16 protein-coding genes and 3 pseudogenes are annotated in these 19,136 nt (G+C 62.6%); 12 read left to right on the top strand and 7 right to left on the bottom strand.

The genetic code is table 11. From position 1 onward, the window contains the following. Window positions 1-20: 20 nt before the first annotated feature. The 6 genes from NW75_RS00780 to NW75_RS27155 all read left to right on the top strand — a co-directional run bounded on the left by NW75_RS00780 (window position 21) and on the right by NW75_RS27155 (window position 5,975). A complete protein-coding gene (locus tag NW75_RS00780) occupies window positions 21-1,481 on the top strand; it encodes a multicopper oxidase family protein (RefSeq protein WP_231564851.1) in 1,461 nt (486 codons plus the stop codon). Window positions 1,482-1,925: 444 nt separating this feature from the next. After that, on the top strand, window positions 1,926-3,458 hold the full coding sequence (locus NW75_RS00775) for a PAS domain-containing sensor histidine kinase (RefSeq protein WP_033963157.1): 1,533 nt from the start codon (window positions 1,926-1,928) through the stop codon (window positions 3,456-3,458). Beyond that, window positions 3,448-4,074 (top strand): response regulator transcription factor, encoded by a 627-nt coding sequence (locus NW75_RS00770; RefSeq protein ID WP_033963074.1) that lies wholly within the window; start codon window positions 3,448-3,450, stop codon window positions 4,072-4,074. The genes NW75_RS00775 and NW75_RS00770 overlap by 11 nt, the downstream gene beginning before the upstream one ends. Window positions 4,075-4,168: 94 nt before the next feature. Next, a complete protein-coding gene (locus tag NW75_RS00765; RefSeq protein ID WP_052191973.1) occupies window positions 4,169-4,588 on the top strand; it encodes a response regulator in 420 nt (139 codons plus the stop codon). Between the two features lie 344 nt (window positions 4,589-4,932). Then, window positions 4,933-5,850: an MFS transporter gene (locus NW75_RS00760; RefSeq protein ID WP_081988559.1), complete on the top strand. Its 918-nt coding sequence runs from the start codon at window positions 4,933-4,935 to the stop codon at window positions 5,848-5,850. Further along, on the top strand, window positions 5,847-5,975 hold the full coding sequence (locus NW75_RS27155; RefSeq protein ID WP_269430242.1) for a hypothetical protein: 129 nt from the start codon (window positions 5,847-5,849) through the stop codon (window positions 5,973-5,975). Before NW75_RS00760 ends, NW75_RS27155 begins: the two co-directional genes overlap by 4 nt. A gap of 52 nt (window positions 5,976-6,027) precedes the next feature. Here NW75_RS27155 and NW75_RS00755 read toward each other — a convergent pair whose 3' ends face one another. The 7 genes and pseudogenes from NW75_RS00755 to NW75_RS22585 form a co-directional block, all read right to left on the bottom strand. Beyond that, window positions 6,028-6,453, bottom strand: coding sequence for a DUF6691 family protein (locus tag NW75_RS00755; RefSeq protein WP_031308708.1), 426 nt, complete (start codon window positions 6,451-6,453; stop codon window positions 6,028-6,030). Next, a complete protein-coding gene (locus NW75_RS00750; RefSeq protein ID WP_024018485.1) occupies window positions 6,450-6,887 on the bottom strand; it encodes a YeeE/YedE family protein in 438 nt (145 codons plus the stop codon). Before NW75_RS00750 ends, NW75_RS00755 begins: the two co-directional genes overlap by 4 nt. Before the next feature lie 35 nt (window positions 6,888-6,922). Continuing rightward, window positions 6,923-7,417 (bottom strand): hypothetical protein, encoded by a 495-nt coding sequence (locus tag NW75_RS24190; RefSeq protein ID WP_130752805.1) that lies wholly within the window; start codon window positions 7,415-7,417, stop codon window positions 6,923-6,925. Window positions 7,418-7,729: 312 nt separating this feature from the next. Next, complete coding sequence (locus NW75_RS00740) at window positions 7,730-8,179, bottom strand: four-helix bundle copper-binding protein (protein ID WP_024018487.1); 450 nt, start codon at window positions 8,177-8,179, stop codon at window positions 7,730-7,732. Between the two features lie 48 nt (window positions 8,180-8,227). Further along, window positions 8,228-9,118, bottom strand: a complete 891-nt coding sequence (locus tag NW75_RS00735) for a copper resistance protein B (protein WP_370569401.1) — start codon at window positions 9,116-9,118, stop codon at window positions 8,228-8,230. 44 nt (window positions 9,119-9,162) lie between these two features. After that, window positions 9,163-10,880 (bottom strand): annotated as a pseudogene (locus NW75_RS00730) (copper resistance system multicopper oxidase). 221 nt (window positions 10,881-11,101) lie between these two features. Beyond that, a complete protein-coding gene (locus NW75_RS22585) occupies window positions 11,102-11,464 on the bottom strand; it encodes a hypothetical protein (protein ID WP_052191971.1) in 363 nt (120 codons plus the stop codon). A 387-nt stretch (window positions 11,465-11,851) separates the two neighbouring features. On the opposite strand from NW75_RS22585, the gene NW75_RS25585 reads away from it, so the two are divergent. The 6 genes and pseudogenes from NW75_RS25585 (at window position 11,852) to NW75_RS00695 (ending at window position 19,027) form a co-directional block, all read left to right on the top strand. After that, entirely contained in the window at window positions 11,852-12,580 is a 729-nt protein-coding gene (locus NW75_RS25585) for a retropepsin-like aspartic protease (RefSeq protein ID WP_231564850.1), read from the top strand. Further along, a complete protein-coding gene (locus NW75_RS25580) occupies window positions 12,502-12,903 on the top strand; it encodes a PDZ domain-containing protein (protein WP_231564849.1) in 402 nt (133 codons plus the stop codon). Before NW75_RS25585 ends, NW75_RS25580 begins: the two co-directional genes overlap by 79 nt. Window positions 12,904-13,128: 225 nt before the next feature. Then, window positions 13,129-14,648: pseudogene (locus tag NW75_RS00710) on the top strand (aldehyde dehydrogenase family protein). A gap of 57 nt (window positions 14,649-14,705) precedes the next feature. After that, window positions 14,706-15,743 carry an alcohol dehydrogenase AdhP gene (adhP, locus tag NW75_RS00705; RefSeq protein ID WP_033963068.1) on the top strand — a complete coding sequence of 346 codons (1,038 nt, stop codon included), beginning with the start codon at window positions 14,706-14,708 and terminating at the stop codon, window positions 15,741-15,743. Window positions 15,744-15,932: 189 nt separating this feature from the next. Beyond that, window positions 15,933-17,503, top strand: a pseudogene (locus NW75_RS00700) (oleate hydratase). 234 nt (window positions 17,504-17,737) lie between these two features. Continuing rightward, the gene (locus tag NW75_RS00695) at window positions 17,738-19,027 is read left to right on the top strand and encodes a glycoside hydrolase family 130 protein (RefSeq protein WP_010405616.1); all 1,290 of its coding nucleotides are present in this window, start codon (window positions 17,738-17,740) and stop codon (window positions 19,025-19,027) included. The last annotated feature ends 109 nt before the right edge of the window (window positions 19,028-19,136 follow it).

The raw sequence follows: 19,136 nt of genomic DNA, 5'->3' as shown, positions 1-19,136 counted from the left end.
CGTTATTGGACCGGCGGACATTGCTGGCGGGCGGGGGCCTGCTCCTGGCGGCGGCGTGTACCCGAAAATTCGCGTCGCCCGAGCGTGCCGGGACGCTTCCGATCCCGCGCCTGATCGATGCGCGCCAACAGGGCCAGCTGATCAGCCTGCAGGCACAAAAGGGCGAGACCGCGTTCTTCCCGGGCCGGCGAAGCACCACGCTCGGATATAATGGCAGCTATCTCGGCCCGACGCTGCGGGTTCATCGCGGCGACGATGTGACGATGGCCGTCCGCAATAGCCTGTCGGCCGATACGACGGTTCACTGGCACGGGCTGCTGGTGCCGGGAGAACTGGATGGCAGCCCGCACCAGCTGATCGCATCCGGTGCGACCTGGCGTCCTACGCTACCGATCCGCCAGCCGGCGGCGACCCTCTTCTATCATTCGCACGCGCATGGTTTGACGGGCGAGCAAGTCTATTCCGGGCTGGCGGGCATGCTGGTCGTGACGGACGAGGAAGAGCAGGGGCTTGGCCTGCCATCGGACTATGGCGTGGATGATCTCCCGGTACTGATCCAGGATCGGCAATTCGAGGACGGCCGTCTGGTCATGCCGACCGGCATGATGATTGCGTCGCAGGGCCGCCGCGGCAACACCATCCTGGTCAACGGCGCACCCACGCCTCGCGCCGACGTTCCGAACGGTCTGGTGCGGCTGCGGCTCGTGAACGGTTCGAACGCCCGCATCTATGAGCTTTCGTTCAGCGATGATCGGACGTTTCATTGGATCGGCACCGAGGGCGGTCTCCTGGCGAGGTCCGTTGAACTGCAGGCCATCACCCTGGCGCCGGGTCAGCGTGCAGAGATACTGGTCAGCTTCGCCGACGGCCAGCCGGTCTCCCTGGTCACCGGCCAAGATGCGAACGCGTCGATGATGGGAATGATGGGAGGCATGGGCATGATGGGCGGCCATCACGACGATGAAGACGACGCTTCAACGACGGAGACGGTGCTGGCCTTCTCGCCGCGCCCAGGCTTGGGCGGGCGGGCCGCAGCCCCTGTCCCAACGCTCCTGGCAGCACGCACCGTGCCAGATCCCGATGCGGCCGTAACGCGCCGGCGCTTCGTGCTCAATATGTCGACGGAAGGGGAGGGGATGATGGGCAGCGATGGCGACGCCCTCACGATCAACGACAGGTCGTTCGACATTGGCCGCATCGATGAGGAAGTCCGCCTCGGGGACGTCGAGATATGGAAAGTCTCCGGGCGGAAGATGCCACATCCCTTCCATATCCATGGCGTGCATTTCGATGTGCTACGCCGCGATGGCGACGACCCGGACGTTCTCGATCAGGGGCCTCGCGATACGATCGTCGTGAAGGAGGCGGTGGAACTGTTGGTCCGGTTCGACCAGCCGGCGACGAAAGCACCTTTTATGTATCATTGCCATATCCTGGAACATGAGGATGAAGGCATGATGGGGCAATTCACGGTCGCCTGATCCCGTCCGGAAACTCGCAGAAGACCAGCGAACAGCGGGTGCAGCTCATCGCGGCAGCCAACGCCACGTTTTCTTGCCCCTCGATCGACAGCGACCGGCCCTCCCACCCGCATTCAACGCTATCCGCGTGTCATCATGAACGCGCCCGGCTCGTCGATACCGCTTGACCCTGGACTATGGTCCAAGGTCCACAACGGCCATCCGGACGATGTCCGGTCCATCGAAGGACTGGAAACGGAGCGTGAGGGGTAACCGCTGCTCCTGCGTATAGGGTTATGGGGAGCCACGCTTGATGTCTCGTTTCGAAAGCCAACGCCGATTTTCGCTCGCCGGGTGCATGGCGGGAACGATGGCAGAAACCCTGCCTCCGACGCCTGTCGGCGCCTGTCCGCAAATCCATTCCAACCTTGTTTGACTGTGGATGACGAGGAGATGGACGGGGGCATGATTGAGGGCGACAAGGCAAATCGGCATGATGCTGCTTCGGGCACGATCCTCCAGGTTGTGGAGAGCGCACCAAATTACGCCGTTTATGCGCTTGACCTTGGGGGCCTCGTAACAGTCTGGAACAAGGGCTGTGAAGACATTACGGGATGGGCCAGCTCCGACGCGATCGGGAAACACCATTCGTTCCTGTATTGCGCGGAAGATGTCGCGGCGGGCGTTGCGGACAGGCACCTCGCGCAGGTCGAGCAGCTTGGCAGGGTCGAGCAGGAGTCGTGGCGCGTCCGGAAAAACGGGTCAGAGTTTCTCGCACATCTGACGACGACGGCGCTCCGGGATGAAACCGGCCAGCTGAGCGGCTATGGCAAGATCCTGCGCGACACGACCGATGAAGCCGCGACCAAGGAAGCGATCGTTGCCCGCGAGCAGCACCTCCAGTCGATCCTGGATACAGTTCCCGATGCCATGGTCATCATCGATGAGCGCGGGCTGATAACGTCCTTCAGCGCCGCGGCCGAGCGCTTGTTCGGATATTCGGAAGCAGAGGTGCTCGGCGCCAATGTGAGCAGCCTCATGCCGTCCCCAGACCGTGAACGGCATGATTCCTATATCGGCCGATATCTGTCGACGAGCGAACGGCGGATCATCGGTATTGGCAGGATCGTCGTTGGCCAACGGCGGGACGGTACCACCTTTCCGATGGAACTCTCGATCGGAGAGGCCGGTCACCGTGGCCACCGGGTCTTCACGGGCTTCATTCACGACCTGACAGAAAGCGACCGCAACGAACTGCAGCTCAAGGAGCTGCAAGCCGAATTGATTCACGTCTCGCGCCTCAGCGCGATGGGCACGATGGCGTCGACGCTGGCCCATGAGTTGAACCAGCCGCTTACCGCGATCGCCAATTATCTGGAAACGACGCGCGACCTGCTTGTCGATCCCGATGCCGAGACCGTCGCGATCGTGCGCGACGCGCTCGACGAGGCAGCTAAGGAGTCCCACCGCGCGGGGCATATCGTCCGAAGACTTCGTGATTTCGTGGCGCGAGGGGAGACCGAGAAGCGGATCGAGGATTTGCCGCGGCTGTTTGAGGAAGCCGCTGCTCTCGGCCTTGTCGGCGCCCGTGAACGAGGCGTTCGCAGTTTTTTCGATTTTGATCCGGCGGCCTCGCCGGTGCTCGCCGATCGCATACAGGTTCAGCAGGTCCTCGTGAATCTGATCCGCAATGCGGTCGAGGCGATGGCGCAGGTCGCCATTCGCGACCTCACGATCACGACGCGGCGGCGGCCGAAGGCAATGGTTCAGGTGTCCGTGGCGGACACGGGCCCAGGCATATCCGAGCAGGTCGCGCCCCAACTTTTCGAAGCCTTTGTGAGCAGCAAGACCGACGGCATGGGCCTTGGCCTTTCGATCTGTCGAACGATCATCGAAGCCCATGGCGGCCGGATCTGGACCGACGGCGCGCCGAACGGAGGCGCTGCTTTTCATTTCACCTTGATGCAGGCCCGCCCGGAGGATGAGCATGACGCCTAAACGTATTGTCCATTTGGTCGATGACGAAGAATCCATCCGCAAGTCGGCCGGCTTCATGCTGAAGACATCGGGATTCGCCGTCCAGACCTATGCCTCCGGCATTGCGTTTCTGAAAGCCGTCAAGACCGCTGAGCCGGGATGCATTCTGCTCGACGTTCGCATGCCCGGCATGGACGGGCTCGAGGTCCAGGAGGTGCTTGCAGAGCGTGGTGTCACCATGCCGGTGATCGTTTTGACCGGGCATGGCGATGTCGGGATCGCGGTTCGCGTCATGAAGGCAGGGGCGGTCGATTTCCTGGAGAAGCCGTTCGAGAAGACCGCGCTCCTGGCCTCGATCGGCGTGGCATTCTCGAGACTCGATAATTCCGACGCGCGGTCGCTTCGAGAGGCGGAGGCGAGGGTGCGGGTCGCCGTGCTCACGCCTCGCGAACGAGAGGTTCTCATCGGCCTCGCCAACGGCTTTCCCAACAAGACGATCGCCTATGATCTCGACATATCGACTCGAACGGTGGAAGTTCATCGGGCGAACCTCATGACCAAGCTCGAAGTGCATAGCCTGTCGGACGCGCTGAGGATCGCGTTTTCGGCCGGATTGGGCGATGCGCCGGAATCGTGAGCTTGGGATCACTACGTAGCGACGGCCTCCTGTTCATTTGCGATGCATGCCCAGGATCCGAGGGTGGATCAGCGAAGAGGCAGCATCGTCGGTCATGGGCGTTATCGATCACCAAACGAGCGAGAAAGCGGCCCTGATCCTGTTGTCTGACGACGATGTCTCGGTACGCAGGTCCCTTCATCTCTTGTTGCGGTCCCGCGGCTTTGGCGTCCTGTCCTATGCGAGTGGCAATGCCTTGCTGCTCGATCCGCAAACGCAATCGGGCGATTGCCTCGTGGTCGATTATCTTATGCCGGACATCGACGGCATTTCGATCCTGAGGAAGCTTCGGTCGGCGGGCTGGTGTGGGCCGGCGATCCTGATCACGGCGCATTACGCGGATAAGCTCGCCGAAAGCGCGCAGGAAGCGGGCTTTGCCGCTGTGCTCGAGAAACCTCTGCGCGATGGTGTGCTGGTACAGACCATCGGCGAAGTAATCTCCGCCGGGCGGAAAGTTGGCAGCGATCACTGCTAGGGAAATGGAATATCGCGCGTGATCGGAACCTCTGCGACATCCTCGCACCTTCCCGGGACCGGCGCTCGTCCCACAAGGCATTTTCTCCGCCGCCTTCTGATGGTGGATATGCGCGCGATTCCGCGTGCGATCTTCTTCGCGGGCGCGCCCGGCCCTGGTGACTGCAAGGGCGGGGCCAGCGCGATCCGGGTATTCATGGCCGGGTCGTAGCATATGGAGGCGAGCTTGCCCGCCACGGTCATCGAAGCGGCGCGCGATCGGGGCGAACTTGGCTTCGTCGTTCTTCTCTTCGCGGCCACGGCGGTTGCCCTGGGTAATAGCGTCGTCCTGCCATTCCTGCCAGAATGGTGGGTCAAATGTCTCCGGACGCGAGTGCCCTCGCGAGAGGGCGCCTTGTCGTCGCCCTGGTCACGGTTTCCCAGATCGCAGGGTGTCTGTCGGCGCCGTTATGGGGCTGGATTTCCGACCGGTGGAAACGGTGGCCGATCCTGGTCGTGGGGCTGTTGGGTTTCAGCCTGACAATGGCGTTGTATTCCGCGGTCGGATTCGAGCGACTCTATGTTTTGCGGTTGCTCAATGGCGTGTTTGCGGCGGCCGTCGTGCCGACGGCATTTGCGATGGTCGCCGATCGTTCACCAGATCTGGTTCGGCGAGCGCGTCAGTTCACCTGGCTGAACGCCCTGGTCTTCGCGGGCGACCTGACCGGCCCGCTCCTTGGAGAAATTTCGGTGGCGCTCGGAGCAACGTCGCCATTCCTGGCGCCAGCTGCATTGAGCGCGATCGCCATGCCCGGTCTTCTTCTGGTTTCACGGGAAAGTGCCACTGGTCCGGTCGGCAGCGTTCCACGCCCGAAAGCGCGTGAGGCGCTTGTCCCGCTGCTCCTGATCTCGGCCATTGCGTCCGGGTGCCTCACCGTTCTGCATCTGACGTTGTCGCTTGGATCGGGCGCGCGGGATCTGTCCCGCGAGAACGTCTCGATGCTGTTCGCTCTGTGCGGCGGAGCGATGCTGGTGGCGCAGCTCGTCCCGTTCACAGGGCGCAGAGTCACGGTCGGCGCGGCCTGGCTGTTGCGGCCAATGCTCGCCGGGCTGGCCGCCGCATTGATCATTGCCGTCTTCGCCCGGACCTTGTGGGTGCTCGTGCCTGTATTTCTGCTCGCCGGCTGGAGCACCGCGACGCTGAAGCTGCTCACCAATTATCTGACGTCGAAAGCGTCTCCGGGCACGCAGGTTCGGGCCTTGCGCTCCAGTACGCGGCGGTGAGCGCCAGTCAGGCTGCGGCGTCGATCGTCACTGGATGGGCAAGCGCGTCGGAGCATTTGATGCTGTGGCTTGCCGCTGCCGCCGCGTTGGCGGTCACGGCGATGACGTTACGGTTGAAAGATTGAGGCGCCTCTCGTTCGCTCCGTCGTCAAAGTACATCAAAGGGCCGGCTCCGATTCAGATCTTCGGGCGATCGATGAAGCGGTGCACCGCGAACCCTGCCAGCATCGCGATCACGAAGGGCGCGGCAAGCGTCGGGCGGATGGCAAGGTCCGCAATCGCCGGACCGGGGCAGAGGCCGGCAATTCCCCAGCCGATCCCGAAGATTGCACTACCGCCGATCAGGCGCGCGGTGATCTCGCGGGCATCCGGCAGCGAGAAGCGGCTGTCGGCAAGTGGCGTCTCCATCCGCCGCCGGATCACCCAGGCCAAGGCCATCGGGGCGATGGCGCCTCCCATCACGAAAGCAAGCGTAGGGTCCCAGCGGCCTCCGAACAGATCGAGGAAGGCACGCACGCGGGTCGGATCTGACATGCCGGAACAGGCGAGTCCTGCGCCAAACAGGAGCCCGGCAATGAGTGCGATAGGGATGCGGACCCTCACCACGAAACGCCTAGCACGCGCATCACCGCGACGGTCGCGAAGCCAAAGCTCACGAAGCTCAAAGTTGCTACGATCGATCGCGCTGACAGGCGGGAGAGGCCACACACGCCGTGGCCGCTGGTACAGCCGCTGCCCATCCGGGTACCGAAGCCGACCAGCAGCCCGCCGATCAGGACCACCGCCGGCGAGGATGGAAAACGGGCAATTACCGGACCTGAGATCAGGTTCACGATCCCCGCTCCGAACGGCAGGCCGACAATGAAAGCCGCAGCGATGCTCCAGGGCGGGCCAGTCTGTGAGAGGGCGAAGGCACGCGCGGCGAGGCCGCTCACGCCCGCTATCCGGCCGAGGCCGAGCAACATGATCGCGCACGCCAATCCGATCAATATTCCGCCCGTCAAGGCAGCGAGCGGCGTGGCGTTGGTCCAGTCCATCAGAGCATATCCAGCGGCAACCTCAATGGCGCCATTCAGGCTGTGGCGTCCATCGCCATCGCTTGAGCCTGGCGGTCGGCAGGGTTGATGCGTTGGTGTGCCGCCGTCGCAGCACTGGCCGTCGCGACAGTTACGTTCGCGTTGAAAAGCTGAGGGGCTTCAGGAACGCTCTGTCGGCCAAGGGCGGTCAGGTCGTGATGGACCAGTACGCTGGCCGGCTTGTACCGAATGGCTGGGACCGCCTCATTTTCTCCACGTTCACCCGCTGCGGCGGCTGCGGATGTTGCGCGACGGCTCTGGGCCATTTCCGGGTCTTGCCCTTCGCAAAGGCAGGCGCGTTCAGCACAAGGCTGGCTTCCCCGGTCGCCTCGCTCACGAAGTTGGTCCCGCCGTATTCCCACCAGCAAATGCTGATAATTCTCGACGAAGCGTCGGTGGATCAAGCGCGCCTCGGGGCAATTCGCCGCCGCTGCCTGTGACCGGTGGGCGCGCACGCGCCGTAGCAAGTAAGGAATATCGCACTCGTTCATGACCGCCTCCATGCATTGAAAGTCGCAATTGGGTCGCGCCGGGTCTCTACGGAAATATACGAATGCTTCTCGTGCTTATGCCGGCTCGGATGCGGCGCCCTATGAGTGCGGGACGGATATGCCAGATGCTGTTGCGCCAGAACGCAAAGCGCCGGGAAGTTGTTGCTGGCTCAGACGGGTGGCCTGGGGCCGGCAAACATGCGGTCCGCAGCGGAAATCTGGCACGATCGTGCCCGCGGCTGATTGGCCGGTCGCGTGGCTTGCGGAATGAACGTCGGGTGCGGATCCGGAGGCAAGCGGTGACCGGCCAGATCACATTCCCATACTGGCCATTTCCTTGCAGCTCGCCGCGCAATCCCTGCAGGTCTGGGCGCAGGCCTGCATGCGGGCGTCGCCGGAGATCTTCGCGCAATCGCGCGCGCAGGCTTCGCACATCCGGGCACAGGCGTCGCACAACAGGGCATGCTGCGGCGATCGGCGCAGCATGGAATTGGCGGTTGTCTGGCAGAGCTCCGCGCAGTCCAGAAGCAAAGCGATGTGCGTCGCCTCGATATGAGCCGGTGCGCCTTGCTCGGTGCAGTATCGCGCGGTTTCCAGGCACATGCGGTGCGATGCGATACAGCTGTCGACGCACTCGTCGAGCGTCATCATGCCGTCACCACGCTTCCTTGGCGCCGCGATGGCCGGGCCTGCCGCGGCGACAGCCCCGGTAAGCGCCGCGAAGGTGAGTCCCGAACCGATGACGGCGCGACGATCAAGCATGATTTGGTCCTTTCCAAAAAGTTTAGCCGCTGCGGTTCAGCGCGCGTCTCACCACCAGATCCGTAAGCCAGCCACAAACCGGTGTTCGGTGGGATTTTCGCCAGCAAGGCGACGAAAATCCGCCGTCTCACCAAAGGAGCGCTCCCATACAAAGCCGACATAGGGAGCGACTTTTCGGTGAATCTCGTAGCGCATCCGCAAGCCGAGCTCGAGGTTGCTCAGGCCTCCGCCGAGCCCGCGCTCGGGAGCCGCCTTGCTGTAGGCGTTCGATTCCAGCTGCGGTACGAGGATGAGGCGGTTGGTGAGCAGCACGTCATAGGATGCCTTCAGACGTGCCGCGAGACGGCCATCGTCTCCAACGTAGCCGGTCAGCTGGACATCGAACCAATAGGGGGCCAGGCCCTCGATCCCCCCGGCGATCCAGCGATGGGCTCCCGGGCCGATGTCCTGACGCACGCCAAGGATCGTTCCCCAAAACGGGCGCTGTCCGTGCCACCAGAACGCCTCGACCGAGGATTCCGGATCAAGCCGCTCACCGGATTGTTTCAGGCCCTGGCTCCGCAGCAAGAGTTTGTCGTTGTCCGGGCCATTGGTAATCTGACCCGACCAGCTGATGCCTTGGCCTTGCTTGTTCGTGAGGAACTCGAGCTCATCCACGAGCACCTTGGCCACCGAAATTTTGTCGGCCATCTCATAGCCGGGCAGCGTCGAATTCCTGTAGCCGTCGGAATAAGCGTCCGGGTCGCGCGCATCGGCGCCGGGCTTTCCGCCACTCATGTCCATGCCGGGCATGTTCATCGGGGGCGCGCTGCTGCCATCTTTTTGCTGGTCGCCCATCTGCATATCCGGCGGCATGGCCTGATCATTGGAGCTGGCGGCCTCGGCGTTGCCCGCGGGTTTCACCTGCTGGCTGAGCGCGGGTTCGGTGATGGTGGTCATCGCGAGCCCGGTGAGAGCCAGCAACCAAGTTGAGCGCGAGCTTGTCATGCCACGACCACCTCGCGGAACATGCCCGCCGCCATGTGGTAGAGAAGGTGGCAGTGAAAGGCCCACCGGCCCATCGCGTCGGCCGTCACGCGAAAGGCCACGCGCTGGGCCGGTTGCACCGAAATGGTGTGCTTGCGGACCTGGAACTGTCCGTCGGGCGATTCAAGATCGCTCCACATCCCGTGCAGGTGCATCGGGTGGGTCATCATCGTATCGTTGACGAGGATGATCCTGAGCCGTTCGTTCGGGGTGAAATGCAGGGGCTTCGAATCGTTGAGCTTCACGCCGTCGAATGCCCACACGAAGCGTTCCATGTTGCCGGTCAGATGGAGTTCGATCTCGCGCTGCGGTTCGCGGGGGTCTGCCGCCGGCCCTGCTGTCTTCAGATCCGCATAGGTCAGGGTCCGGCGCCCATTGCGCCGCAGCCCGACGCCGGGATCATCGAGATTGGTACGCGGAAAGTCGACGCGCATGTCGGTATTGGCACCATATTCGGTACGCGCATGGCGGGCTTTGGGTGTCGTCTCGACCATGCCATGGTCGTGACCGGCCGGTCCCATCCCCGCCATCCCGGCCATCCCACCCATCATGTCGATCGGATCGAGCCAGGAGCGCGGATCGACCGGGGGAATGTCCGCGCTCATGCCGTCACGCGGCGCGAGCACGCCGTGGACAAAGCCGGTGCGATCCATGGACTGGGCGAAGATCGCATAGGCCTTGTCGTCCGCGATGGTCGCGATGACGTCGTAGGTTTCACCGGGTCCGATCCGGAATTCATCCACGTCGACCGGCTCGACGGGTTGTCCGTCGGCGGCGACGACCGTGAGCATCAGGCCGGGAATCCGAACGTCGAAATAGGTGGCGGTTCCGGCGCCGATAAAGCGCAGGCGAACCCTTTCGCCCTTCCTCGCAATTCCCGTCCAGCGCCTGGCGGAGGGGGCGCCGTTCAGGAGATAGGTGTAGGTAGCGGCCGATACGTCGCTCAGATCGGTCGGATTCATGCGCGCCTTGTTCCACATCGCCCGCTTCGACAGAGCGCCGCTCAGCCCGAGCTTGCCGGCATCGCTCGCAAAATCGCCGACGGTCGGCTGCGCGAAATTATAATAGCCGCTCATCTTCTTCAGGTTCAGATAGACCTGAAGCGGAGCCTCGTCCGTCCAGTCGCTGAGCATGATCGTATAATCGCGGTCGCTGCGAGAGGCGGTTCGCTCTTCGGTTCGATGATCATCGGGCCGTAGAGGCCCGTCTGCTCCGCCAATGTATGAGCATGGTACCAGAAGGTGCCGCTCTGCTTCACGACGAAGCGGTAGGTAAAGGTTTCGCCCGGCGCGATTCCACCAAAGCTGATCCCTGGCACGCCATCCATCTCCGTCGGCAGAATCAGGCCGTGCCAATGGATGCTGGTCATTTCGTCCAGGTTGTTCTTGACCCTGATCGTTACAGCGTCGCCTTCGCGCAGCCTGATCAGCGGCCCCGGCACGCTCCCGTTGACGGCGGTGGCGACACTGGCTTTTCCGGAATAATTGACCGTGACCCGGCCGATTTCGAGATCGAGTTCAGTGCCGCTCAGTACGGTCGGCGTCGTCACCGCCGGCACCGCGAACGCATGGGCGGGCCAACCCAGCGTGGCAAGAGCTGTCGCGAGCAAGAGACCTTGCACGAAGCCTCTGCGACCGGTGGTCGTCTCGGCGAAAGGGGGAAGTGGAGTCCGCATCAATTCGATCTTTCGGAAGCAGCCCTAAAGTGACGCCGCGGTGCCGATTGCCACGCGGATGTATGTTCGTAGCACGGCGGACCCGGTAGGCGGGGCCAGGCGTATGAAACCTGGCCGAAGAAGCGAAAGGCACACAGGGTCAGGATCCAATGGGGCATCCGTATCCGGCGGACCCTCGCATCTGTCTCGCCAACGCTGTCGGCCCTTCGCTTCCGCGTTTCCTACATGTCGTCGCCCATGGGCGCGGAGGGCATGTTGGCGGCGGGCGGTGCCTGGTCCGGCTTTGCCTTGGGCGCCATCGGCATTTTGTCCTTGCACCCGGCCGTACCGCCACATCCCATCTGCATGCCGCCCGACGCGTTCATCCCCATCTGATGGTCATGCATCATCTCGTCATGCATCTGCCTCGCGCCATGCTTCATCCCTCCCTGATGGGCCTGATGCGCCTGGTGGTTTTGGTGCTTGACGAGTTTCGCCGGTACGGGCGGGGCCTCGTCCGCCCAGGCCTGTGTCGCCGAGAGCGCGACAAGTGCAGCGATGGCGGGGACGATCAGGCCAGCTTTGCGACGGAAAACATTCTGCATGACTTGGCTCCTCGAAGAATTGGAAAGGGGACCGCAAGATTTCGATCCGTTTGAAGATGTCGGCAGAAGTGCCGTTCGTGCCGCTCGGGGAATATACGTTTTGTTACGGATGCCCGCCGTCGGGCGCGGCATGCGAACTATCATACCGGGCGATGAGACCCCCCGGTGCGGCTTTGATCGTCGTACGGGCTGTCTCCCAGAAGCAGGCAGGGCTGATTGGAAAACGACGGAGACGATTACGACGCGATGGATCGTCGAACGCTTCTCGCCCGCGGTCTGTCGGCTGCGTCGCTTGTGGGCGCCTCGTCCGTTGCCGGCCCTCTGGCGGCTCTCACCCACACAGGCGAAGGGTGGGGTTCCTTTGCGTGGACGCCTGCGGAGATAGCGATGGGCGATACGCTGATGATCTCCGCAGACGTGGCCGGTAGTCCCGTCCGCGCCATTCTGGACAGCGGAAGCGCCGCTTCGATCATCAATACGCGCCTGGTGAAGAGGCTGGGCATCGCCCCATCCGGGAAACGTATCATTCGCGGCACCGGCGGCCGCGTCGAAGTCACCGAGATCAGCGACGTTGCCCTCACCGTCGCCGACGATCGTAGGCGCTTGCCGTTCGCCATCGTGAGCGACCTTGCGGCAATATCGTCGGCATTCGGCCGCCCGATCGATCTGGTCCTGGGTGAGGACATCCTCGCCGGACGCTGTGTCGCCCTCGACTTCACGCAGGATCGGATCGGCTTCGCGCAGACGGGGAGTTTTGCTGGTGGGAGCGGCTGGCGTCGCCTCCCTCTGACGCATGGGACACGTCGCGAGCTCCTGGTCGCCGCGTCTATCGGGGGCGGAAGCCCCGTGCAGCTCATCTTCGATCTCGGGAGTGCAAATGCGCTCATGCTGTCCACCGCCTTGGTGGCCGCGCAGAATCTCCTCGCCGGCAAAGCCCGGTCGACCGCGGCGTTGGGAAGCCTCGATGGGGTTCAGATCGTGACCGCCTTTGTCCTGGACGACGTTGCTATCGGCGGAGCCACATTGTCGTGGTGCCGGTGGCGGGGCTGGATCATTGGCAATCCGACAGCGCGGTGGGCAGCATCGGATTGCCGCTTATCGCGCAATTCGATGTGATCATGGATATCACCGCGGAAAGTCTGTGGCTGCGCCCGGCGCCGCCAAAGCGCAGGCTTCCGATGCTGAAAGACCGCTCAGGCTTCGGCTTGGCGGTTTCGCCTTCGGCCCTGACCGTCGCCCACGTCGCGGCCCATAGTCCGGCCGAGATGAGCGGCTGGTCGATCGGCGATCAGATCGTCCGTATTGACGGTCGGCCAATCAATGCCAGCTACACGCGCGGGGAGCTTTGGCGCTGGCGCTTCCTCCCTGCCGGCACGCACGTTAGGCTCGTCGACGGATCCGGTATCGTGCGGCGGCTGACGCTCGCCGATTATTACTGACGTTGACGCCGGTGTCGGCGTTCGGCCCCGATACACTGCTTCTAGCGTCCGATCCGCGGCGCATCATCCCGCCCTCGGATTGGTCGCCCAGCAGCTACGTAACAATCCCAATATTTCGCAAAGTCGTCAGCTCGCACACCCCAACTCAGCCCTCCTGCGAGGGAGAATATCGGGTTCGCGGTGCCGCACACCTGGGGGCCCGGCCATGTGTAGCGGAGACGTTTCATGTTCCAGCAAGCGATCGACACCGTCCGGGCGAAGGGTCACGCACCGTCACGCTACGGCAACTTCATTGGCGGCCGATGGGTGGAACCCATTCGCGGGGAATATTTTACAGACCATAGTCCGATCAACGGCCGGCAGCTGGCCGAGATCGCCAAGTCTTCGCCAGAGGATGTGGAGGCAGCGCTGGACGCTGCTCACCGGGCGAAGGAGGGCTGGGCGCGCATGGCCCCTGCCGAGCGCGCAAAGATCCTCAATTGCGTGGCCGACCGGCTCGAGGAGAATCTCGAGCTGCTCGCGCTTGCCGAGACCATGGACAACGGCAAGCCGATCCGCGAAACGCGCGGCGCCGATGTGCCGCTGGCCATCGACCACTTCCGCTATTTTGCCGGCTGCGTCCGCGCAGAAGAAGGGGCGATCTCGACAATCGACGACAAGACGATCGCCTACCATTTCAGGGAACCGCTGGGCGTCGTCGGGCAGATCATCCCGTGGAATTTCCCGCTGCTGATGGCGGCATGGAAGATCGCCCCGGCGCTGGCGGCCGGCAACTGCACCGTCATCAAGCCGGCCTCGCAGACACCTCTTTCGCTGCTGCTGTTCGCCGAGCTGACCGCCGATATCCTGCCGCCTGGGGTGGTAAATATCGTGACCGGACCCGGCGCGTCGGTCGGGCGCGCGATTGCGGCCAATCCGCGGATTGCGAAAGTGTCCTTCACCGGCGAAACGACGACCGGCCGGCAGATCATGGGCTATGCCGCCGAGCATCTGATCCCGCAGACGATGGAGCTGGGCGGAAAGTCCCCGAACATCTTTCTGGCAGACGTCATGAACGAGGACGACAGTTTCCTCGACAAGGCACTGGAAGGCTTCGCCCTGTTCGCGTTCAACAAGGGCGAGGTCTGCACCTGCCCCTCGCGCGCGCTCGTCCATGAATCGATCTTCGATCGGTTTGTCGAAAGAGCGGTCGCGCGCGTCGGGGCGATCCGGGTCGGCGACCCGCTCGATCCGCTCACGCAGATGGGCGCGCAGGCATCGGAGGATCAGCTTCACAAGATCCTGGGCTATATCGACATCGGCAAGCAGGAAGGCGCCGAGTGCCTGACGGGGGGACAGCGCGCCGTCCGGGAGGCGAGTTCGACGACGGCTTCTTCGTCGAGCCCACCGTGTTTGTCGGCAACAACAAGATGCGGATTTTCCAGGAGGAGATTTTTGGGCCGGTCCTGTCGGTGACGCCGTTCAAGACGGTCGAAGAGGCGATCTCGATCGCCAACGACACCATCTATGGATTGGGCGCCGGCGTGTGGACCCGCAGCGGCAATGATGCCTATCGGCTGGGCCGCGCGATCGAGGCGGGCCGGGTGTGGACCAATTGCTACCATGCCTACCCGGCGCACGCGGCATTCGGAGGTTACAAGGCCTCCGGATTCGGGCGCGAAAACCACAAGATGATGCTCGACCACTATCAGCAGACCAAGAATCTGTTGGTCAGCTACGACGAGACGTCCCTCGGCCTTTTTTGACCCGGCTCACTCCGGCTGCGGCTAACCCGCGCGGCCGTCACCGCAAGGAACTCCACTATGAACAAGACAATGAAGGCCGCGGTCGTACGCGAATTCGGCCAACCGCTGGTGATCGAAGAAGTGCCTGTCACGATGCCGGGCCCGGGCCAGATCCTGGTGAAGATCGCGGCGACCGGCGTCTGTCATACCGACCTTCATGCGGCCGAGGGAGACTGGCCGGTGAAGCCCAATCCGCCCTTCATCCCAGGCCATGAGGGTGTCGGTCATGTGGTCGCGGTAGGTAGCGGCGTGACCTATGTGAAAGAGGGCGACCGTGTCGGCGTCCCCTGGCTCTACACGGCCTGCGGGCACTGCGTTCATTGCCTCGGCGGATGGGAAACCCTGTGCGAGGCCCAGCAAAATACCGGCTATTCGGTGAATGGCAGTTTTGCGGAATATGTTCTTGCCGATCCCAATTATGTCGGTCACCTGCCGGCCAATATCGGGTTCATCGACATCGCTCCGATCCTGTGCGCCGGCGTGACGGTCTACAAGGGGCTGAAGGTCACCGAGACGAGGCCCGGTAATTGGGTGGCGATCTCGGGCATCGGCGGTCTCGGACATATGGCCGTGCAATATGCCAAGGCAATGGGGCTCAATGTCGTGGCCGTCGACATCGACGACGCCAAACTCGTGCTCGCGGAGCGACTGGGCGCGGATCTCACCGTCAACGCGCGCAACGTCGACCCTGCCGCATTCATCAAGAAGGAGATCGGTGGCGCCCATGGCGCACTTGTCACAGCAGTGTCGCCGATCGCATTCCAGCAAGCACTCGGCATGGTCAGGCGGGGAGGCACGGTGGCGTTGAACGGGCTTCCGCCAGGCGACTTTCCGCTGTCGATTTTCGACACGGTCCTGAACGGGATCACTGTTCGTGGCTCCATCGTCGGCACGCGGCTCGATCTGCAGGAAGCGCTTGATTTTGCCTCGGAGGGCAAGGTTCGCGCGACCGTCACGACGGACACGCTGGAGAACATCAACGATATTTTCGCGCGCATGCATCATGGTGAAATCGAGGGGCGGATCGTGATCGATTTCGAGGGCGGCGCCCACTGACCAAGCGAATGCTCTGACGGTGTGCCCCGCCTGTGCCCAACCACCCGTGCGTGCGCCCACATCGTCCCGGCAGGTCCGATCTTTTGGTGAGAACCGCCGCGCCGTCGGCCCCCGGCATAGTGGCATCGCTCGGACCGGGACTCCGGCTCATTTCGATCATGGCGCCACTTGGCGCCAGTGGAGAACAACATGGCAAGCGGTAGAAAAGCGTATCTTGTCGGCGGCGGCATCGGCTCCCTGGCCGCAGCGGCCTTCCTGATCCGCGACGGTGGCCTGAAGGGCAGCGACATTACCGTCTATGAAATGCTTCCGATCCTTGGCGGCAGCCTCGACGGCGCGGCAGCGCATCGGATGGCTATTCGATGCGCGGCGGCCGGATGCTGACAACGGATAATTACGAATGCACCTGGGGTCTGTTCAAGACGATCCCCTCGCTCGAACATCCCGGCTTGACCGTCTTCGAGGAGACGATCGCGTTCAACGAACGTGTACGATCGCATTCGAAGGCACGCCTGATCGACCGCGATTGTGCCATCCTCGACGTGACCTCGATGGGCTTCTCGATGAACGACCGGCTGGAATTGCTCAGCCTTTCCGTCGCCAGTGAAGAGCGATTGGGCGCCACACGGATTACCGATTGGCTCTCGCCTTCATTTTTCGAGACCAAATTCTGGTATATGTGGGCAACGACCTTCGCCTTTCAGCCATGGCACAGCGCGGTCGAATTCAGGCGCTACCTCCATCGTTTCATCAAGGAATTCTCGAGGATCGAAACGCTCGCGGGCGTAAAGCGCACGGTCTACAACCAATATGATTCCCTGGTCCGTCCTCTGGCCGCCTGGCTCGAAGAACGGGGCGTCCATTTCGCCAGGGACACATTGGTCACAGACCTCGTCCTCGCCCCGATCGGCGGCAAGTCAGCGGTCAGCCGCATCCTGCTGCGCCACGGCGAAGCGGCCGAAGCCATTGACGTCGGACCCGAAGACCTCGTCTTTTTTCAGAACGGTTCGATGACCGACGCCTCGAGCCTGGGATCCATGACCAGTGCGCCGCCGCATCGGACGAAACATGACAGCGGCGGGTGGGCCCTATGGGAGAAGCTCGCCGCGGAGCATCCCGGCTTTGGGAACCCAGCCGCCTTCAATAGCTCGATCGCCGAATCTTGCTGGATATCGTTCACGGTCACGCAGGGAAACACGCGCTTCTTCGACCATATGGAATCCTTCACCGGAAACGTGGCGGGCACGGGCGGACTTGTGACCTTCAAGGATTCGCGCTGGTTGATGTCGGTGGTATTGGCGCATCAACCGCATTTCCCCGACCAGCCGGCGACGAGCCGGGTGTTCTGGGGGTATGCTCTGCACCCCGATCGCATCGGCGATTTCGTGCCAAAGGCGATGTCAGCCTGCTGTGGGGAGGACCTTCTGATCGAGCTATGTGGCCATCTCAATATCGACATGACAGTCTTTGAAACGGCAAACTGCATCCCCTGCCGGATGCCCTATATTACGAGCATGTTCATGCCGCGCTCGAAAGGCGAACGGCCGTTCCCGGTTCCCGAAACGACGCGGAATCTCGCCTTTGTCAGTCAGTTCGTCGAAATACCCGAAGATGTCGTCTTCACCGTCGAATATTCGGTGCGGGCCGCGCAAATGGCGGTCTATCAGCTTCTCGGAATCGATGCGCAGATCCCGCCAGTCAGTCACTACGATCGATCTGCCAGGGTCAATCTGAGCGCGGCGATCAAGGCATTCCGCTAGAACATCGCGCATTCGATCGAGCAGGCCAAACGCAGGCATCACGTTTCCCTGGTGCGCTGCGCGCGGCACTGAAATGGCTACGTAACAATCCCAATTCGGCGCGAAGGCACCATGCCCTACCGACGCGACAGTGCCATCCACCGAGGGCGAATGTCGGGCCCAGGACGGGCTCGCGATATTGGCGCTCGCGCCTTTATTGATCTGCGCGGATTATTCGAATGGAGACCGACCAGCATGACCGCACGCGCAAAGCTAAACTTCTATGATCGCGTTCTTCGACCCGATCCATCGCGCACCGTCGTCCGTCCTTTTGAGCCGAATTATCCCAGAGATTTCGACGGCGGCACGTCCCGCACCCAGGAGACTGTCGATCTGATCGTGGCGCTCGATGAGGCTGAGTTGGCGCGTCAGCTGAAAGGCGTCACACTATCCCTGGACGAGAACCACCGCGACGTCGATGCGATGTTGCTTCGCCGGTTCAACGAAGTCGCCAGCGGGATCGCGGGTGCCGATCGTATCAACGCCAAGCAGCGGCGATTAATAGGCGCCTACTGCAGCGAAGAATTTGCATATGAGGCCGCCGCCTTGTTCAACCCAAGCGCCGTGCTCCATCCCGACCAGTCGGGTCTGCCCGAGGGCACGCTTCGTTTCGTGATGTCGCTGCGAGGCATCGGCGAGGGGCATGTATCTTCCGTGACGTTCCGCACCGGCACCTGGACGCCTGGCGGCGCACTTTTGGTCGATGATCCCAGCCCGACATCGGTATCGCCCCTCATCGATACATGCGGGAGAGGGGAGGGCATAGCAGCACGCCTGTGTTGCGCCGGCAGTCGCACGATCTCGGAGACAGTGCTTTTCCCGGTCCTGCCGAGCCAAACGCAGGGTATCGAGGATACGCGCCTTGTTCGCTTCTGCGAGGATGATGGCAGCATCAGCTACCATGGTACATATACAGCGTTCGGCGGTGGCCAAGTGCGATCGGAATTGCTGAGCACGGCCGATTTTAGATCGTTCGAGATGCGCGTCCTGACCGGCCAGGCCTCGAGTGGAAAGGGCATGGCCCTTTTCCCTCGCCGCATAGCGGGAAAATACGCCATGCTTGGGCGTCAGGACAGCAAGAACATCTGGCTTCACTTCTCCGATGAACTGCTTAACTGGGCAGGTGGCGAAAAGCTCATTACACCAAAATTCCCTTGGGAATTCGTCCAGATGGGCAATTGCGGGTCGCCGATCGAGATTGACGAAGGCTGGTTAGTGATGACCCACGGCGTTGGTACGGTCCGCAACTATTGCATTGGCGCATGCCTGCTCGACAAGAATGACCCATCAAAGCTGCTGGCGCGCACGCCGCGCCCGGTACTGGCCCCGAGCCCGCACGAGAGGGACGGGTACGTACCCAACGTCGTCTATAGCTGCGGTGTGATCGTTCACGATCGAACGATGTTACTACCCTATGGGGTGGCCGATAGCTTCACTGCCTTTGCTACGGCCTCGATTGATAACCTCCTAAGTGTGATGGAGTAGGTCACTCGAACTGATTGGGAATTGCAGACTGTTCGAGCGGTAGATGCCGTTCAAGGAAGACGAACGTCAATTCGGGGCGGCCGCGCGTCGTTTAGCGATGTTGGCTGTG

This window comes from Sphingomonas sp. Ant H11 (genome assembly GCF_000797515.1).
In the GTDB taxonomy this organism is placed as follows: Bacteria; Pseudomonadota; Alphaproteobacteria; order Sphingomonadales; family Sphingomonadaceae; genus Sphingomonas.
This window is presented reverse-complemented; position numbering and strand designations above follow the sequence as displayed.

Coding starts and splice junctions, on each gene's coding strand:
- NW75_RS00760 (WP_081988559.1), top strand. CDS start 4,933: ATGGTGGGTCAAATGTCTCCGGACGCGAGTGCCCTCGCGAGAGGGCGC.
- NW75_RS22585 (WP_052191971.1), bottom strand. CDS start 11,464: ATGCAGAATGTTTTCCGTCGCAAAGCTGGCCTGATCGTCCCCGCCATC.
- NW75_RS00775 (WP_033963157.1), top strand. CDS start 1,926: ATGATTGAGGGCGACAAGGCAAATCGGCATGATGCTGCTTCGGGCACG.
- NW75_RS00735 (WP_370569401.1), bottom strand. CDS start 9,118: ATGACCACCATCACCGAACCCGCGCTCAGCCAGCAGGTGAAACCCGCG.
- NW75_RS00765 (WP_052191973.1), top strand. CDS start 4,169: ATGGGCGTTATCGATCACCAAACGAGCGAGAAAGCGGCCCTGATCCTG.
- NW75_RS00740 (WP_024018487.1), bottom strand. CDS start 8,179: ATGCTTGATCGTCGCGCCGTCATCGGTTCGGGACTCACCTTCGCGGCG.
- adhP (WP_033963068.1), top strand. CDS start 14,706: ATGAACAAGACAATGAAGGCCGCGGTCGTACGCGAATTCGGCCAACCG.
- NW75_RS25585 (WP_231564850.1), top strand. CDS start 11,852: ATGGGCGATACGCTGATGATCTCCGCAGACGTGGCCGGTAGTCCCGTC.
- NW75_RS00695 (WP_010405616.1), top strand. CDS start 17,738: ATGACCGCACGCGCAAAGCTAAACTTCTATGATCGCGTTCTTCGACCC.
- NW75_RS00750 (WP_024018485.1), bottom strand. CDS start 6,887: ATGGACTGGACCAACGCCACGCCGCTCGCTGCCTTGACGGGCGGAATA.
- NW75_RS00770 (WP_033963074.1), top strand. CDS start 3,448: ATGACGCCTAAACGTATTGTCCATTTGGTCGATGACGAAGAATCCATC.
- NW75_RS24190 (WP_130752805.1), bottom strand. CDS start 7,417: ATGAACGAGTGCGATATTCCTTACTTGCTACGGCGCGTGCGCGCCCAC.